The organism is Pseudomonas sp. MHK4, from assembly GCF_054600775.1.
Genome location: NZ_BAAIAK010000011.1, coordinates 26,019 through 42,376 on the forward strand (window position 1 = coordinate 26,019; position 16,358 = coordinate 42,376).

The window sequence follows — 16,358 nt, forward strand, 5'->3', positions numbered from 1 at the left end:
TCAGCAGTCTCCAATAAGAACTGCGCAGCTTAGGACAAGAGGAGCCCATCATGAAAGCGCCCCGCGTGACCCTTGATCAATGGCGAACGCTTCAGGCCGTGGTCGACCACGGTGGCTTCGCCCAGGCCGCCGAAGCGCTGCATCGCTCGCAATCGTCGGTCAGCTACACCGTAGCGCGCATGCAGGACCAGCTCGGCGTGCCGTTGCTGCGCATCGATGGGCGCAAAGCAGTCCTCACCGAGGCGGGCGGCGTGTTGTTGCGTCGCTCCCGCCAACTGGTGAAACAGGCCAGCCAGCTCGAAGACCTGGCCCATCACATGGAGCAGGGCTGGGAAGCCGAAGTGCGCCTGGTGGTCGACGCCGCCTACCCGAGCGCCCGCCTGGTCCGTGCGCTGACCGCGTTCATGCCGCAAAGCCGTGGCTGCCGCGTGCGCCTGCGTGAAGAGGTGCTGTCGGGCGTGGAAGAGGTGCTGCTCGAAGGCGTGGCCGACCTGGCCATCAGCGGTTTCAGCATTCCCGGTTACCTGGGCGCGGAATTGAGCGACGTCGAATTCGTCGCGGTCGCCCATCCGGAACACCCCCTGCACCGGCTCAATCGCGAACTGAATTTCCAGGACCTGGAAAGCCAGCTGCAAGTGGTCATCCGCGACTCCGGTCGCCAGCAGCCGCGGGACGTCGGCTGGCTCGGTGCCGAACAGCGCTGGACCGTCGGCAGCCTGGCCACCGCCGCCACTTTCGTCGGCAGCGGGCTGGGCTTTGCCTGGTTGCCAAGGCACATGATCGAACGGGAACTCAAGGAAGGTACGCTCAAGCTGCTACCGTTGGACCAGGGCGGCAGCCGTAACCCGAGTTTTTACCTGTACTCGAACAAGGACAAACCGCTCGGCCCGGCGACGCAGATTCTCATCGAGCTGTTGCGCACATTCGACACCGCACCACTGGACGCACCGTTCGCCGCCCCAGAACAAGCCTGACATGGAGGTAACGCATGGCCTATTTCGAACACGAAGGTTGCAACCTGCACTATGAGGAATATGGGCACGGCGCGCCGTTGCTGCTGGTCCACGGCCTGGGCTCCAGCACCCTGGACTGGGAAGAACAGATCCCGGCGCTGGCCGCCCGCTACCGGGTGATCGTCCCGGATGTGCGCGGCCACGGGCGCTCCGACAAACCCCGCGAGCGCTACAGCATCGCCGGGTTCAGCGCCGACCTGGTGGCGCTGATCGAGCACCTGAACCTGGGGCCGCTCCATTACGTAGGATTGTCCATGGGTGGCATGATCGGCTTTCAACTGGGCGTGGACCAGCCGCAATTGCTCAAGAGCCTGTGCATCGTCAATAGCGCACCGGAGGTCAAGTTGCGCAGCCGCGACGATTACTGGCAGTGGTTCAAGCGCTGGAGCCTGATGCGTGCACTCAGTCTGCGCACCATTGGCCAGGCCCTGGGTGGCAAACTGTTCCCCAAGCCGGAGCAGGCCGATTTGCGACAAAAGATGGCCGATCGCTGGGCAAAAAACGACAAACGTGCTTATCTCGCCAGCTTCGATGCCATTGTTGGCTGGGGGGTTCAGGAACGACTGTCAAAGCTCACCTGTCCAACCCTCATCGTCAGCGCCGACCGTGACTACACGCCGGTCGCGCTGAAGGAAAACTACGTAAGACTGCTGCCCAATGCGCGGCTGGCAGTGATCGCCGATTCGCGTCACGCCACCCCGCTGGATCAACCCGAACGCTTCAACCAGACGCTGCTGGAGTTTCTCGCCGCAGTCGACACCACCCCTCAGGATCACTGACCCATGCTGAAAAAAATCGCCCTCGCCGCTGGCTCCGTTCTGTTTGCCGCCAACCTGATGGCAGCAACGCCTGCCAAGGCGCCGCACGTTCTACTGGACACCACCAACGGCCAGATCGAAATCGAACTGGACCCGGTCAAGGCCCCGATCAGTACCAAGAACTTCCTTGAGTACGTCGACAGCGGTTTCTACAACAACACGATCTTCCACCGCGTGATCCCGGGCTTCATGGTCCAGGGTGGCGGCTTCACTCAACAAATGCAGCAAAAAGACACCAAGGCGCCGATCAAGAACGAGCACAAGAACGGCCTGGTCAATGTGCGTGGCACCTTGTCCATGGCGCGTACCTCGGTGCCTGACTCGGCCACCAGCCAGTTCTTCATCAACGTCAAGGACAACGATTTCCTCGACCAGGGTGACGGTTACGCGGTATTCGGCAAAGTGGTCAAGGGCATGGACGTGGTGGACATCATCGTCAATTCGCCAACCACCGTGCGCAGCGGCATGAAGGATGTGCCAGCTGACCCTGTGTTCATCAAGTCAGCCAAGCGCATCGACTGAGACTAAGCTGGACAAGGATGTCCGAGCCGTTGCCGGTACTGCCGGCAACGCTCAAACCGTTGGAGGAGAGCCCGTTCGCGGGTGAATAACCGATGCTTTATCGCCGTTTTGAAAAACTGATCGACGTGTTCCGCGACGCCCCGACAGCGGCACCGCCGGATCGCGTATTGCCGTTCTATACCTATTACCTCAAGCAGGTCTGGCCCAGTTTTGCCGCCCTGCTGATCGTTGGCCTGGTCGGCGCACTGATCGAAGTGGCGCTGTTCAGTTACCTGAGCCGTATCATCGACCTGGCCCAGGGCACGCCCAACGCCGATTTCTTCAAGGAACACGGCCTCGAACTGACCTGGATGGTGGTGGTGGCGCTGGTGCTGCGCCCGGTATTCGTCGGCCTGCACGACCTGCTGGTGCACCAGACCCTCAGCCCCAGCATGACCAGCCTGATCCGCTGGCAGAACCACAGCTACGTGCTCAAGCAGAGCCTGAACTTCTTCCAGAACGACTTCGCCGGGCGCATCGCCCAACGCATCATGCAGACCGGCAACTCCCTGCGCGATTCAGCCGTACAAGCGGTGGATGCGCTGTGGCATGTGCTGATCTACGCCATCAGCTCGCTGGTGCTGTTCGCCGAAGCCGACTGGCGCCTGATGATCCCGCTGCTGACCTGGATCTTCGCGTTCATCAGCGCCCTGTATTTCTTCGTGCCACGGGTCAAGGATCGCTCGGTAGTGGCCTCCGATGCGCGCTCCAAACTCATGGGGCGGATCGTCGACGGCTACACCAACATCACCACCCTGAAGCTGTTTGCCCACACCAACTTCGAGCAGCAATACGCCCGCGAAGCGATCAAGGAGCAGACCGAAAAAGCCCAACTGGCCGGCCGTGTCGTCACCAGCATGGACGTGGTCATCACCAGCATGAACGGCCTGTTGATCGTCGGCACCACCGGACTGGCCCTGTGGCTGTGGACGCAGTCGCTGATCAGCGTGGGTGCCATTGCGCTCGCGACCGGGCTGGTGATCCGCATCGTCAACATGTCCGGCTGGATCATGTGGGTGGTCACCGGCATCTTCGAAAACATCGGCATGGTCCAGGACGGCCTGCAAAGCATTTCCCAGCCGGTCAGCGTTACCGACCGTGACCAGGCCAAACCTCTGGCGGTGGCCCGTGGCGAAGTGCGTTTCGACAATGTGGATTTCCACTACGGCAAACAGAGCGGGATCATCGGCGGGCTCAACCTGACGATCAAACCCGGCGAGAAGATCGGCCTGATCGGTCCGTCCGGCGCCGGCAAATCGACCCTGGTCAATCTGCTGCTGCGCCTCTATGACGTCGAGGGCGGGCGCATCCTCATCGACGGCCAGAACATCGCCGACGTCAGCCAGGAAAGCCTGCGCGAACGCATCGGCATGATCACCCAGGACACGTCCCTGCTGCATCGCTCGATCCGCGACAACCTGCTTTACGGCAAACCCGACGCCACTGATGCCGAACTCTGGGAAGCGGTGCACAAGGCCCGGGCCGACGGCTTCATCCCCAGCCTGTCGGACGCCGAAGGCCGCAGCGGTTTCGATGCCCATGTCGGGGAACGCGGGGTGAAGCTTTCCGGCGGCCAGCGCCAGCGCATCGCCATCGCCCGTGTGCTGCTCAAGGACGCGCCGATCCTGATCATGGACGAGGCCACGTCGGCCCTGGATTCAGAGGTCGAAGCGGCCATCCAGGAAAGCCTCGAAACCCTGATGCAGGGCAAGACCGTGATCGCCATCGCCCACCGTCTCTCGACCATCGCCCGGATGGACCGGCTGGTGGTGCTGGAGAACGGCAAGATCGCCGAAACCGGCAGTCACGCCGAGTTGCTGGCCCATGGCGGTTTGTATGCGCGGTTGTGGCAACACCAGACAGGGGGTTTTGTCGGGATCGATTAGGCCATGTACCCGATAAAAAACCGCCACGCCCCCCACCCCGGGCGCTGGCGGTTTTTTATGCCCACTGGAACTTTGCAAAAACAGTGCTGTACTCAGCCAAGGTTCTGGAGGTGGTTCTGCAGTCCATCTGCTGGATGCACAAGGCAGCAAAATCTCGAAAGGACACTCTCTCATGTCTCTGTTCAAACGTTCCGCTACAGAGTTGGTAGGTACTTTCTGGCTGGTGTTGGGTGGTTGCGGCAGCGCGGTGCTGGCCGCCGCTTTCCCGGATGTCGGGATCGGTTTGCTCGGGGTTTCCCTGGCGTTTGGCTTGACCGTGCTGACCATGGCATTCGCCATCGGCCACATTTCCGGTTGCCACCTCAATCCGGCGGTGTCGCTGGGGCTGGTGGTCGGCGGACGGTTTCCGGCCAGTGAACTGCCGGCCTACATCATCGCCCAGGTGATTGGCGCGGTGATTGCCGCCGCCCTGCTGTACTTCATTGCCAGCGGCAAGCCCGGTTTCGAACTGGCGTCGGGCCTGGCGTCCAACGGATTCGGCGAACATTCCCCTGGCGGCTACTCGATGGCGGCGGGATTTGTCTGTGAACTGGTGATGACCGCCATGTTCATCCTGATCATCCTGGGCGCCACCGACAACCGTGCGCCAGCGGGGCTTGCGCCGATCGCCATTGGCCTGGCACTGACCCTGATCCACCTGATTTCAATCCCGGTGACCAACACCTCGGTCAACCCGGCACGCAGCACCGGCCCGGCGCTGATCGTTGGTGGCTGGGCGATCCAACAGCTGTGGATGTTCTGGGTCGCGCCGCTGCTCGGTGCGGTCGTCGGCGGCGTGCTGTATCGCTTTTTGGGCAAGGAAACCAGCTGATAGGCAGTACCGCGAAGATCAGCCTTGTCGGTAAGGCAAGGCGGTCTTCGCTTCATCCGCGTAGGCCAATACCCCGATCCGCTCCTGCTGCAAAAAGTCCTCCACGGCCGCCTTCAAGCCCGGATGGCGCAAGTAATGCCAGGAGTGCGTGATGACCGGCTCGAATCCGCGAATCAACTTGTGCTCACCCTGGGCGCCAGCATCGAAACGCGCAAAGCCATTTGCAATTGCGTAGTCCATGCCCTGATAGAAGCACGTCTCGAAGTGCAGCCGATCGAACTCCGCCAGGCAGCCCCAGTAACGCCCGTAAAAACTGTCGCCGCCGACCAGGCTGAACGCCATCGCCACGGGACGCGAGCCTTGCCTGGCCAATACCACGCGAATGGATTGCGGCATGCGCTCAGCCAGCAGACTGAAAAACGCCCGCGTCAGGTAGGGTCTTTGCCGACGCACGGCGTAGGTATTGGCGTAGCAGGCGTAGACGAAATCCCACAGTGACTCGGTCAATTCCCGGCCTTCGAGCCATTCGAAATCGATCCCCTGCCCCGCCACTTGCTCGCGCTCCTTGCGCATCTGCTTGCGTTTGCGCGAACTCAGGGCGTCGAGAAAATCCTGGAAATCCCGATAACCGCGGTTCTGCCAGTGATACTGACAACCGATGCGCTGCAACCAGCCAGGTTGTTCGGCCAGCGCGGCGTCGGTGAACGGATCGGTGAAGTTGATGTGGGCACTGGACAGTTGTTCGATCTCCAGATAGCCCGGCAGACTCTTGAGCAATTCAAAACCATCCTCCACCCGGGCTGCCAATAAGCGCGGGCCGCTGACCGGGCTGAATGGCACGGCCGTCAGCAGTTTGGGGTAGTAATCGATGCCCGCGCGTTCGCAGGCATCGGCCCAGGCGTGGTCGAACACGTATTCGCCGTAGGAATGCCACTTACGGTAGCTGGGCAACGCCGCGACCAGCCGATCACCTTCGATGTGCAGCAAATGCTCGGGCTGCCAGCCGGAATGGGGCCCGACACTGCCGCTGTCTTCCAGCGCGCCGAGAAAGCCGTGACGCAGGAATGGCTGATTCTCGGGTACCAGCGCGTCCCAGGTTTGCGGGTCGATTTCAGACAGACTTTGCAGGCGTTGCAACGGCATCACCATCCTCACTCTTCATGGCGTGGAAGCCTGGCGAGTATCGCCTATCGCTGTGCATTGCACACGGTCATTTCGACGACAGCGCTCTGGATCAAGGGTTCGCGACGACTGTACATCGTCATAGACATGCCATCACTCTGCCACTGCACTGTAATAAACCATCGCGATACTGGCGCCTGTTTTTAGAGCGCCGGGTTATATCCGGCCACTGTTTTCCGTCCACCCCATGGTCGGTTGTGCCCAGGATGGTCCAGCCATCCACTCTCATCTTCGGAGATTGATATGCGTCTTGCTTCCACGAAAACTGCGGCGGCCTTGTGTGGCGGCCTGTTGCTGGCCATGAGTGTTCCGGCCAGCGCCGCAGTCGACGCCAAACTGCTCGACATGCTCAGGGCTAACGGTTCGATTACCAACGCCCAGTACGGCGAACTGCAAGCCGAGCTGGCAAGGGATCAGAAAGACCAGCAAATCGCTCGTCAGGCCCAGCAAGAGACCAACGAGCAGATCGCGGCCACCGCGAAGAAAACCAATGAGCTGAGCACCTTCGACCAGAAACTGGCGTGGGCGGCCAAGACCCAATTCAAGGGCGACGTGCGTTTCCGTCAGGAAAACGTCCACAACGATGGCGTTTCCAACAACAAGGACCAGGATCGCCAGCGCATTCGTGCCCGCCTGGGTGCGTTCAGTGAAATCAACCCGCAGGTGGACACCGGCATCCGTATCGCCACCGGCAGCAGCGACGACGCCCGTTCCACCAACCAGGACCTGAACAACTACTTCGACAAGAAGCAGATCTGGCTGGACCTGGGTTATGTCGACTACCACCCCGACGCCATCAAGAACCTGCACGTAATCGGCGGCAAGATGCTGCAGCCGTGGGTGAGCATGGGCGACATCATCTGGGATAGTGACGTCAACCCCGAAGGCCTGGCCCTGACCTACAAGTACCCGCTGGGCAACACTGAACTGTTTGGCAGCGCCGGCCACTACACCCTCAAGGACAACGTCGATGGCGACGGCGTGCAGTTCAAGCACGACTTGCGTCTGTACGCTGGCCAGCTGGGTGCGCGTTTCGCCATTACCGACAACCTGAAATTGACCGTCGGCGGCAGCCTCTACAACTACGACAACGACGAAGACAGCCTCTGCACCGCCACCACCACGCCATGCGCGCTGGCCGTCAACGGTAACAGCCCCGGCGAAGAGTTCCGTCTGTGGGAAGGTTTCAGCCAGATCGACATCGGCGGCCTGCCAATGCCGCTGTCGCTGTACGGCCAGTACGTCCACAACGCCGAAGCCAGCAACAACCAGGACACTGGCTGGCTGGCCGGGGTCAAGACCAAAATCTACGGCTTTGGCCTGGACTACAACTACCGCGACATACAGCAAAACGCGGTGGTGGGTGCCTTCACCGACTCCGACTTCGCCAACGGCTTCACCGGTTCGCGCGGCAGCAAGCTGAAAGTCAGCTACGAGCTGGACAAGAACTTCACTCTGGGTGCGACGTACTTCATGGCGACTTCCGACTACACCAACGCCAGCGTCAACCTGAAAGACTCCGACATCAACACCCTGCAACTGGATGCCGAAGCGAAGTTCTGATTCCCCGCTACACGACTCCGGCACGGATGCCTGAGCCCCTTTTACAGCCTGGCGTTGATGTATCGGTCCCCATCATCCTCCGATATTTCAGCGCCGGGCTGTTTCTATTGGTGCAAAAAAAGCCGCAAATCAGCGCTTGCGCAACAGAACGCTACCAATCGAATAACCGGCACCGAACGAGCTGAGCACCGCCAGCGAACCGGCCGCCAGATCGTCCTGGTTTTTGTGGAACGCAATCACCGAACCTGCCGAACTGGTGTTGGCATAGGTATCGAGGATCACCGGCGCTTCCTGCTCGGTGGCTTCACGTCCCAGCAGTTTCTTGACGATCAGGTGGTTCATGCTGAGGTTGGCCTGGTGCAGCCAGAAGCGTTTCACGTCATTGACGTTGAGTTGATTCTCTTCCAGGTGCGCAGCGATCAGCTCGGCGACCATCGGGCAGACTTCCTTGAACACCTTGCGGCCTTCCTGCACGAACAGTTTGTCCTTGGCACCGATGCCCTCTTCCGCGGCGCGGTTGAGGAAGCCGAAGTTGTTGCGGATGTTGTTGGAGAACTGGGTCAGCAGTTTGGTGCTGACAATGTCGAACTGGTGGCTGGAGGTAGCCAGGTCAGCGCGCTCGATGATCACCGCGGTCGCGGCATCGCCGAAGATGAAGTGGCTGTCGCGGTCGCGGAAGTTCAGGTGACCGGTGCAGACTTCCGGGTTGACCATCAGGACCGCCCGGGCCTGGCCCAACTGCACGCTGTTGGCGGCGGCCTGGATGCCGAAGGTGGCCGAGGAGCACGCCACGTTCATGTCAAAACCGAAACCCTGGATGCCCAGCGCTTCCTGGACTTCGATGGCAATGGCCGGATAGGCGCGTTGCAGGTTGGAGCAGGCGACGATCACGCCGTCGATGTCCGCGGCGGTCTTGCCGGCACGTTGCAAGGCTTGTTCAGCGGCGCCGATGGCCATCTGGCAAAGCACCGACCATTCGTCGTTGGAACGCTCCGGCAAGCGTGGTGCCATGCGTTGCGGGTCGAGAATGCCTTCCTTGTCCATGACAAAGCGGCTTTTGATGCCAGAGGCTTTTTCGATGAAGGCTGCGCTGGACTCGGTCAACGCCTCGACTTCACCGCGGGCAATGGCCTCGGCGTTGTCGGCGTTGAATTGAGCGACATAAGCATTGAAAGACTGCACCAGCTCTTCGTTGGAGATGCTGTTGGCCGGGGTGTACAGGCCGGTGCCGCTGATGACGACGTTATGCATGGTCGTGTCTCTAATCTGTTCAGGCAGAAAGCATTGGTACAAGCGTACCAATGCACAAAGGGTCTATTCCCATCCGTGGACGCAAACCTGGCATCGCTTTATTCCGACCTGCCCGCGGCGGCGAAGGCTCAAAATCGCGGGGCCGGTGTTTATAGGCGCGAAGTTTGCCATAAACCTTGGATTTTGGCGCCTTTTTGCATGAGCAACGACTTCCCCTGTAGGAGCGAGCTTGCTCGCGAAAATTGTCAACGATAACGCTGCGAGCCTGACACCCCGCCGCGCTCTCGGGTTTTTCGCGAGCAAGCTCGCTCCTACAGGGGTTCGTGTCAGGCTTCGACTTGCGACCACTGCTTGTTGAGGCGTTTGTCGGATATTGGCACCTTGGTTCCCAATTGCTGGGCGAACAGGGAAACCCGGTATTCCTCCAGCCACCAGCGATACAACTCCAGCTGCGGGTCGCGCTTGCCTTCCTGGGCGTGTTTGTTGGCGCGGGCCTGGTATTGCGTCCAGAGCCCGGACAACTCGCCGCTCCAGACCCGGTCCCGTTGCACCTGGGCGCCGATTTTTTCGAAACGCTGTTCAATGGCCTTCAGGTAGCGCGGCAGTTCCTTGAGCCACTGCATCGGCGTTTCCCGGACAAACCCCGGATACACCAGATGGCTGAGCTGCTGCTTGATGTCGTTCAGGGCCACCGCTTGCGCCAGGTCGATCTTGCCCTTGAAGCGTTTTTGCAGGCCGTGCCAGTGCTTGAGGATTTCCAGGGTCAACCTGGCCACGCGTTCGGCATGTTCGGTCCATGCACCGCGCTTGCGTTCGGCCAACGCGGCCAACCCGGCACCGTCGCGTGGCAGCGGGTCTTCACCGTCGAGAATGCAGCTGTCGAGGCTGGCCAACAGAATGTCTTCCACCAATGCATCGACACGCCCCATGTCGCGATACAGCAGGCCCAGTTCGGTCAAGCCCGGCAGCTTGCCGCGAAGGAACTTCGCCGGTTCCGCCAGTTGCTGCATCAGCAGACGCTGCAAGGCGCGGCGATGCTGGAACTCGGCCTCGGCCGGGGTCGAAAAACGTCCTTCCTTGACCGTCCCCGCCTCTTCCACCAGCGCTGGATAAACCGTCATCGACAGCCCGGCGATCTTCTGTTGGGTTTTCTCGGCGACGGCGGCAAACACTTTCGGCTCGACCGGCTGCTGGCTTTTCGCGGATTGCGGCACAGCCAGGGCGGCCTGACTGGCTTGCGCGAAACGCGCGGTCAGTTCGGCCAGGTCGCGCCCTTCACCGAGGAACTTGCCCTGGGCGTCGACGATCTCCAGGTTCATCCGCAAATGGCTTTCGACCTGCTGCGCCGCCTCGGCCCAGGCTTCATCGCTAACCCGGGCGCCGGTCATGCGCAGCAACTCGCGACCTAATGCCTGGGGCAACGAGCCTTCAGCGAAAGTCATGCGCTGCAACGCGGCCTTGACGAAATCCGGCACCGGCACGAAGTTCTTGCGCAAGGCCTTGGGCAGGTTGCGCACCAGGGCAATGCACTTGGCTTCGATCACTCCCGGCACTAGCCATTCCAGGCGTTCCGGCGGCAGCATCGGCAACAGCGGTGCCGGTACACGCAAGGTCACGCCGTCGCGTGGGTGATTCGGTTCGAAGTGGTAGCTCAGGGCCAACTCCAGGTCGCCGATGTGCAGCGTGTCCGGATAATGCTGGGCGGTGACTTCACTGGCTTCGCGGGCCAGCACGTCCTCTTCGCGCATGATCAGCAACTGCGGGTCTTTCTGGCTGTTGATCCGATACCAACTGTCGAACGTTGCGGTCTGGTGAATCTCTGCCGGCAGCCGCGCATCGTAGAAGGCGTATAGGGTTTCTTCGTCGGCGAGAATGTCGCGACGGCGGGCCTTGGCTTCCAGCTCGTCGAGTTGTTCCAGCAGCTGCTTGTTGGCCGTCAGGCACTTGGCCTTCGACTGAATCTCGCCACGCACCAGCGCTTCGCGGATGAACAGTTCGCGGGACACCACCGGATCGACCGGGCCGTAGTGCACCGGCCGGCGACCGACCACGATCAGCCCGAACAGGGTGATCTGCTCGAAGGCCACGACCTGGCCACGCTTCTTTTCCCAATGGGGTTCGAAGTGGTTTTTCTTGATCAGGTGCCCGGCCAGGGGCTCGATCCAGTCGGCATCGATCTTGGCCACCATGCGCGCATACAGCTTGGTGGTTTCCACCAGTTCAGCGGTCATCAGCCACTGCGGACGTTTCTTGCCGATGCCCGACGAGGGGTGAATCCAGAAGCGCCGCTGCCGCGCGCCGAGGTAATCGCCGTCTTCAGTTTTCTGGCCGATCTGGCTGAGCAGGCCAACCAGCACCGCCTTGTGCAGTTTCGGGTAATCCGCCGGTTCTTTATTGAGGCTCAGCTGCATGTCGCGGCAGATCAGGCTCAACTGGCGATGGGAGTCGCGCCATTCGCGCAGGCGCAGGTAATTCAGGAAATTCTTGCGACACCAGTTGCGCAACGGGCTGGCGGTCAGCGCCTGGCGCTGCTCTTCGAAACCGCGCCACAGGTTGACCAGCCCGGCGAAGTCCGAGTCGGTATCTTTCCATTGCGCGTGGGCCTGATCCGCCGCTTGCTGGCGCTCCGGCGGACGCTCGCGCGGGTCCTGGATCGACATGGCGCTGGCGACGATCAGCACTTCCTGCAGGCTGCCGAGCTTGGCCGCCTCGAGCAGCATGCGGCCCATGCGCGGGTCCACCGGCAGTCGCGCCAACTGGCGACCGAGCGGTGTCAGTTGGCTGTTGCGGTCCACCGCCGAGAGTTCTTGCAGCAGGTTGTAGCCATCGCTGATCGCCTTGCCATCCGGCGGCTCGATGAACGGGAATGCGCTGACCTCGCCAAGGCGCAGATGCAGCATCTGCAAGATAACGGCGGCGAGGTTGGTCCGCAGGATTTCCGGATCGGTGAATTCCGGGCGCCCGAGGAAATCCTCTTCGCTGTAGAGGCGCACGCAGATGCCCGGCTCGACCCGTCCGCAGCGGCCTTTACGCTGGTTGGCGCTGGCCTGGGAAATGGCTTCGATGGGCAGGCGCTGGACCTTGGCGCGGTAGCTGTAGCGACTGATGCGCGCGGTGCCGCTGTCGATCACGTAGCGGATGCCCGGCACGGTCAGCGAGGTTTCCGCGACGTTGGTCGCCAGCACCACGCGACGGCCCGGGTGCGACTGGAAAATCCGCTGCTGCTCGGCCGGCGACAGGCGCGCGTACAACGGCAGGATCTCGGTGTGCTTGAGCTGGGCCTTGCGCAGCATGTCGGCGGCGTCGCGAATCTCGCGCTCGCCGGGCAGGAACACCAGCACGTCACCGGGGCTGCGGCGTTCGCTGCGCTCATGGGCGGCGATTTCGTCGAGGGTGGCGAGGATCGCCTGATCCACCGTCAGGTCGTCCTCGACCCGGTTGCCCTCCTCGTCCTGCTCCAGGGTCAGCGGGCGATACCAGGTGTCCACCGGGAAGGTACGGCCGGAGACTTCGACAATCGGCGCATCGTCGAAATGCTTGGAAAAACGCTCCAGATCGATGGTTGCCGAGGTAATGATGACTTTCAGATCCGGACGGCGCGGCAGCAGGGTTTTCAGGTAACCGAGCAGGAAGTCGATGTTGAGACTGCGTTCGTGGGCCTCGTCGACGATGATCGTGTCGTAGCGTTCCAGGTAACGGTCGTTCTGGGTTTCCGCCAGCAGGATGCCGTCGGTCATCAGTTTGATCAGGGTGTTGGAATCGCTCTGGTCTTCGAACCGCACCTGATAGCCGACCAGCGCACCCAACGGCGTGCCCAGTTCCTCGGCCACCCGGGCGGCCACGCTTCGCGCAGCGATTCGCCGCGGCTGGGTGTGGCCGATCAGGCCATGTTGGCCGCGGCCGATTTCCAGGCAGATTTTCGGCAACTGGGTGGTTTTACCCGACCCGGTTTCGCCGGCAATGATCAGCACCTGGTGCTTTTCCAGCGCTTGCTTGATTTCGTCGCGCTTGGCGGCGATCGGCAGGCTGTCGTCGTAACGAATCACCGGCAGGCTGGCGCGGCGCGCCAGCACCTGGTCACAGGACGCCTGCATCCGCGCTACCCACTGGGCCAGCTTGGCCTCGTCGGGTTTCTTGCGCAGCTCAAGCAACTGCCGCCTCAGCCGGTGGCGGTCGGCGAGCATGGCGTGTTCGAGGTTTTTCAGCAGTTTGTCGATGGAGGGCGATTCGTCGGTCATCGGGTACGCAATTCAGTCGTCTAGTGGCGCAGGGGGGCGATTGTCGCAGATTTGAAGGGCGAACGAGATCCCTTGTAGGAGCCGGCTTGCCGGCGAAGGCGTCTGCACTGACGATGCAAGGCTCAAGACTGCCTTCGCCGGCAAGCCGGCTCCTACAGGGGTTCGTGTCGGATGGAGGACTATTCGTTATCCAGGCCCTTGCGCCGATACGGAAACACATCGATCACTTTGCCGGCGCGAATGGCGTCCTGCAGGCTCTTCCAGTAATCGGCGTTGTACAACTCGCCATGCAGTTGATCGAACAATTTGCGCTGGCCGAAATCGGCAAACAGGAACGGCGGAAACTCCTCGGGGAACACATCCAGCGGCCCGATCGAGTACCAAGGCTCGGACGCCATCTCATCTTCCGGCGTACGCGGTTGCGGGATGTGGCGGAAATTAGCCTCGGTCAGGAAGCAGATCTCGTCGTAGTCGTAGAACACCACGCGACCGTGACGGGTAACGCCGAAATTCTTCAGCAGCATGTCACCGGGAAAGATGTTCGCCGCCGCCAGCTGCTTGATCGCCAGGCCGTAATCCTCCAGGGCCTCGCGTACTTGCGCGTCGTTGGCGTTTTCCAGGTACAGGTTCAACGGCGTCATGCGCCGTTCGGTCCAGCAGTGCCGGATCAGCACCGTGTCACCTTCCACCGACACCGTGGACGGCGCGACGTCCAGCAGTTCTTCCAGGCACGCCGGGTCGAACTTGCTCAGCGGGAAGCGGAAGTCGGCGAACTCCTGGGTGTCGGCCATGCGCCCGACGCGGTCGACGCTCTTCACCAGTCGGTATTTCTCGATGACTGTGGCGCGGTCGACGTTTTTCGACGGCGAGAAGCGGTCCTTGATGATTTTGAACACGGTGTTGAAACCCGGCAGGGTGAACACGCTCATGACCATGCCGCGCACGCCGGGGGCCATGATGAACTGGTCGTCGGTGTTGGCCAGGTGGTTGATCAACGCCCGGTAGAACTCTGACTTGCCATGCTTGTAGAAACCGATCGAGGTGTACAGCTCGGCGATGTGCTTGCCCGGCAGGATGCGCTTGAGGAAGCCGATGAACTCCGCTGGCACCGGCACATCGACCATGAAATATGAACGGGTGAACGAGAAGATGATCGACACGTCCGCTTCGTCGGTGATCAGCGCGTCGATCTGGATGCCGCGCCCCTCCAGGTGCAGCAGCGGGATCGCCAGCGGCCATTGCTCATCGGCGGTGTAGATGCGCCCCACGAGATAAGCGCCTTTGTTGCGGTAGAGCACCGAGGAAAACAGTTCGACGCCGAGCTCGGGGTCCTTGCACACCCAGTCCGGCAGATTCTCGCGCAGTTGCGCTTCGAGGCGGCGCAGGTCGCCGGGCAGGTCGGCGTATTCCTCGCTGAACCGATAATCGGCAAAGATGCTCGCCAGCATGCCCGCCAGCTGGCCCTGGGGTTTGTAGGTGCGGGTTTGCGCGGCGCGGGCCCGGCGCAGGCTCGGCCGCGTGGTGTGGATGAACATGCAGCCGTCGCTGATCAGGTCATGGCTGAACAGCCCGCAGAAAATCGAGTTGTACCAGGTCTCGGACAATTCATCGTCGAAACGCAGGTCGATCAGGGTGATGTAGGCACTCTTGACCAGCGGCCAGCAACTGACGTCCAGCGTGTCACTGTCGAACGCGATGCGCAGCCGTTCCACGGTTTCGCTGACTTTTTCTTCGTAGAGATTGATCCGCGCAGCGGACGCGACCTGCGTCTCCTGCCACTGGGCCTGCTCGAAGCGGGCCCGCGCGCCGTCGGTGATCTGACGGAAATGCTCGCGGTAATCGTCAAAGCCATCGAGGATCATTCGGGCGATATCGGCGGCTGGCCATTGCTGCGGCATGGTGAGACCTCTGCGGGAATTCGTGAGCCCTGAGCTTAGCCAGTGAAGCGGGTGCAGGAGAAGTGTAATTTTGCGCCCGGGTTATTTGCCGGTTTTTCGGTTGCCATCGATCGGCCGCTCGGCAACACTCTCGTCCCCATAAAGGAAGGAGAGCAGCGTGAACCCCGTCGATATTGTCCGTTTACTGTCACTGGCGGCCATCTGGGGTGCGAGCTTTCTGTTCATGCGCATCATCGCCCCGGTGATTGGCACGATCCCCACGGCGTTTTTCCGCGTGTCGATTGCCGCGACCGGCCTGTTGCTGATCCTCGGGCTGATGCGCATCAGCTGGGATTTCAAAGGCAAACTCAAGACCGTGATGCTGCTCGGGGTGATCAACTCGGGGATTCCGGCCACCCTGTATTCCGTGGCCGCCCAGGTGCTGCCAGCCGGGTACTCGGCCATTTTCAACGCCACCACCCCGCTGATGGGCGTATTGATCGGCGGCTTGTTCTTCCATGAACGGCTCACCGCCGCCAAGCTCGGCGGAGTTTTCCTCGGCCTGTTCGGCGTTGGCGTGCTGACGCGCGCGGGACCTGTGGCGTTCGATATGCAATTGCTGATGGGCGCCCTCGCCTGCCTGCTCGCCACCACCTGTTATGGCTTTGCCGGTTTTCTTGCCCGCCGCTGGCTGGATCAGGCCGGCGGCCTCGACAGCCGATTGTCTGCGCTGGGCAGCATGCTTGGGGCGACGCTGTTCCTGTTGCCGCTGTTCGGCTACAGCGTGATCAGCCAACCGCCAGCGAGCTGGGGCGGCTGGGATGTCTGGTTGTCATTGCTGGGATTGGGGCTGGTGTGTACTGCGCTGGCGTACATCGTTTACTTCCGTTTGCTCAGCTCGGTCGGGCCGGTAAGGTCGATGACCACGACCTTTTTGATCCCGCCGTTCGGGGTGTTGTGGGGGGCGTTGTTGCTGGGTGAGCCGTTGTCCATGGCGCATGTGTATGGCGGGGTATTGATCGGGGCGGCGTTGTGGTTGGTGTTGAAGCCGGCGGTAGTGAGGGTGGCTGAGGTCACCGGCAAATAGATTTGTGGTGC

11 protein-coding genes are annotated in these 16,358 nt (G+C 61.5%); 7 read left to right on the plus strand and 4 right to left on the minus strand.

Annotated features, from left to right (window positions below):
* Positions 1-50 precede the first annotated feature (50 nt).
* The 5 genes from ACYP2Q_RS23730 to aqpZ all read left to right on the plus strand — a co-directional run bounded on the left by ACYP2Q_RS23730 (position 51) and on the right by aqpZ (position 5,149).
* The gene (locus ACYP2Q_RS23730; protein ID WP_110964427.1) at positions 51-974 is read left to right on the plus strand and encodes a LysR family transcriptional regulator; all 924 of its coding nucleotides are present in this window, start codon (positions 51-53) and stop codon (positions 972-974) included.
* A gap of 14 nt (positions 975-988) precedes the next feature.
* Positions 989-1,792: an alpha/beta fold hydrolase gene (locus ACYP2Q_RS23735; protein WP_459732717.1), complete on the plus strand. Its 804-nt coding sequence runs from the start codon at positions 989-991 to the stop codon at positions 1,790-1,792.
* Positions 1,793-1,795: 3 nt separating this feature from the next.
* The gene (locus ACYP2Q_RS23740) at positions 1,796-2,353 is read left to right on the plus strand and encodes a peptidylprolyl isomerase (RefSeq protein ID WP_459732718.1); all 558 of its coding nucleotides are present in this window, start codon (positions 1,796-1,798) and stop codon (positions 2,351-2,353) included.
* A 92-nt stretch (positions 2,354-2,445) separates the two neighbouring features.
* Positions 2,446-4,278 (plus strand): ABC transporter ATP-binding protein, encoded by a 1,833-nt coding sequence (locus ACYP2Q_RS23745; RefSeq protein ID WP_459732719.1) that lies wholly within the window; start codon positions 2,446-2,448, stop codon positions 4,276-4,278.
* A gap of 172 nt (positions 4,279-4,450) precedes the next feature.
* Complete coding sequence (gene aqpZ, locus ACYP2Q_RS23750; protein WP_459732720.1) at positions 4,451-5,149, plus strand: aquaporin Z; 699 nt, start codon at positions 4,451-4,453, stop codon at positions 5,147-5,149.
* 18 nt (positions 5,150-5,167) lie between these two features.
* On the opposite strand, the gene ACYP2Q_RS23755 is transcribed toward aqpZ, so the two are convergent.
* The gene (locus tag ACYP2Q_RS23755; RefSeq protein ID WP_459732721.1) at positions 5,168-6,292 is read right to left on the minus strand and encodes a GNAT family N-acetyltransferase; all 1,125 of its coding nucleotides are present in this window, start codon (positions 6,290-6,292) and stop codon (positions 5,168-5,170) included.
* A 282-nt stretch (positions 6,293-6,574) separates the two neighbouring features.
* Between ACYP2Q_RS23755 and ACYP2Q_RS23760 the strand changes: the two genes are divergently transcribed.
* On the plus strand, positions 6,575-7,894 hold the full coding sequence (locus ACYP2Q_RS23760) for a putative porin (protein WP_459732722.1): 1,320 nt from the start codon (positions 6,575-6,577) through the stop codon (positions 7,892-7,894).
* Positions 7,895-8,023: 129 nt separating this feature from the next.
* On the opposite strand, the gene ACYP2Q_RS23765 is transcribed toward ACYP2Q_RS23760, so the two are convergent.
* The 3 genes from ACYP2Q_RS23765 to aceK all read right to left on the minus strand — a co-directional run bounded on the left by ACYP2Q_RS23765 (position 8,024) and on the right by aceK (position 15,281).
* A complete protein-coding gene (locus ACYP2Q_RS23765) occupies positions 8,024-9,145 on the minus strand; it encodes a beta-ketoacyl-ACP synthase III (RefSeq protein WP_459732723.1) in 1,122 nt (373 codons plus the stop codon).
* Between the two features lie 326 nt (positions 9,146-9,471).
* Positions 9,472-13,383: an ATP-dependent RNA helicase HrpA gene (hrpA, locus tag ACYP2Q_RS23770; protein ID WP_459732724.1), complete on the minus strand. Its 3,912-nt coding sequence runs from the start codon at positions 13,381-13,383 to the stop codon at positions 9,472-9,474.
* Positions 13,384-13,562: 179 nt separating this feature from the next.
* Positions 13,563-15,281 (minus strand): bifunctional isocitrate dehydrogenase kinase/phosphatase, encoded by a 1,719-nt coding sequence (gene aceK / locus ACYP2Q_RS23775; protein ID WP_459732725.1) that lies wholly within the window; start codon positions 15,279-15,281, stop codon positions 13,563-13,565.
* Between the two features lie 157 nt (positions 15,282-15,438).
* Here aceK and ACYP2Q_RS23780 point away from each other — a divergent pair, with 157 nt between their 5' ends.
* A complete protein-coding gene (locus tag ACYP2Q_RS23780; RefSeq protein ID WP_459732726.1) occupies positions 15,439-16,347 on the plus strand; it encodes a DMT family transporter in 909 nt (302 codons plus the stop codon).
* Positions 16,348-16,358 lie beyond the last annotated feature (11 nt).

Bases quoted from the DNA above. Each gene is read 5' to 3' on its own strand.
- ACYP2Q_RS23755 (WP_459732721.1), bottom strand. From the start codon at position 6,292: ATGCCGTTGCAACGCCTGCAAAGTCTGTCTGAAATCGACCCGCAAACC.
- hrpA (WP_459732724.1), bottom strand. From the start codon at position 13,383: ATGACCGACGAATCGCCCTCCATCGACAAACTGCTGAAAAACCTCGAA.
- ACYP2Q_RS23760 (WP_459732722.1), top strand. From the start codon at position 6,575: ATGCGTCTTGCTTCCACGAAAACTGCGGCGGCCTTGTGTGGCGGCCTG.
- ACYP2Q_RS23735 (WP_459732717.1), top strand. From the start codon at position 989: ATGGCCTATTTCGAACACGAAGGTTGCAACCTGCACTATGAGGAATAT.
- aceK (WP_459732725.1), bottom strand. From the start codon at position 15,281: ATGCCGCAGCAATGGCCAGCCGCCGATATCGCCCGAATGATCCTCGAT.
- ACYP2Q_RS23765 (WP_459732723.1), bottom strand. From the start codon at position 9,145: ATGCATAACGTCGTCATCAGCGGCACCGGCCTGTACACCCCGGCCAAC.
- ACYP2Q_RS23730 (WP_110964427.1), top strand. From the start codon at position 51: ATGAAAGCGCCCCGCGTGACCCTTGATCAATGGCGAACGCTTCAGGCC.
- ACYP2Q_RS23740 (WP_459732718.1), top strand. From the start codon at position 1,796: ATGCTGAAAAAAATCGCCCTCGCCGCTGGCTCCGTTCTGTTTGCCGCC.
- ACYP2Q_RS23745 (WP_459732719.1), top strand. From the start codon at position 2,446: ATGCTTTATCGCCGTTTTGAAAAACTGATCGACGTGTTCCGCGACGCC.
- aqpZ (WP_459732720.1), top strand. From the start codon at position 4,451: ATGTCTCTGTTCAAACGTTCCGCTACAGAGTTGGTAGGTACTTTCTGG.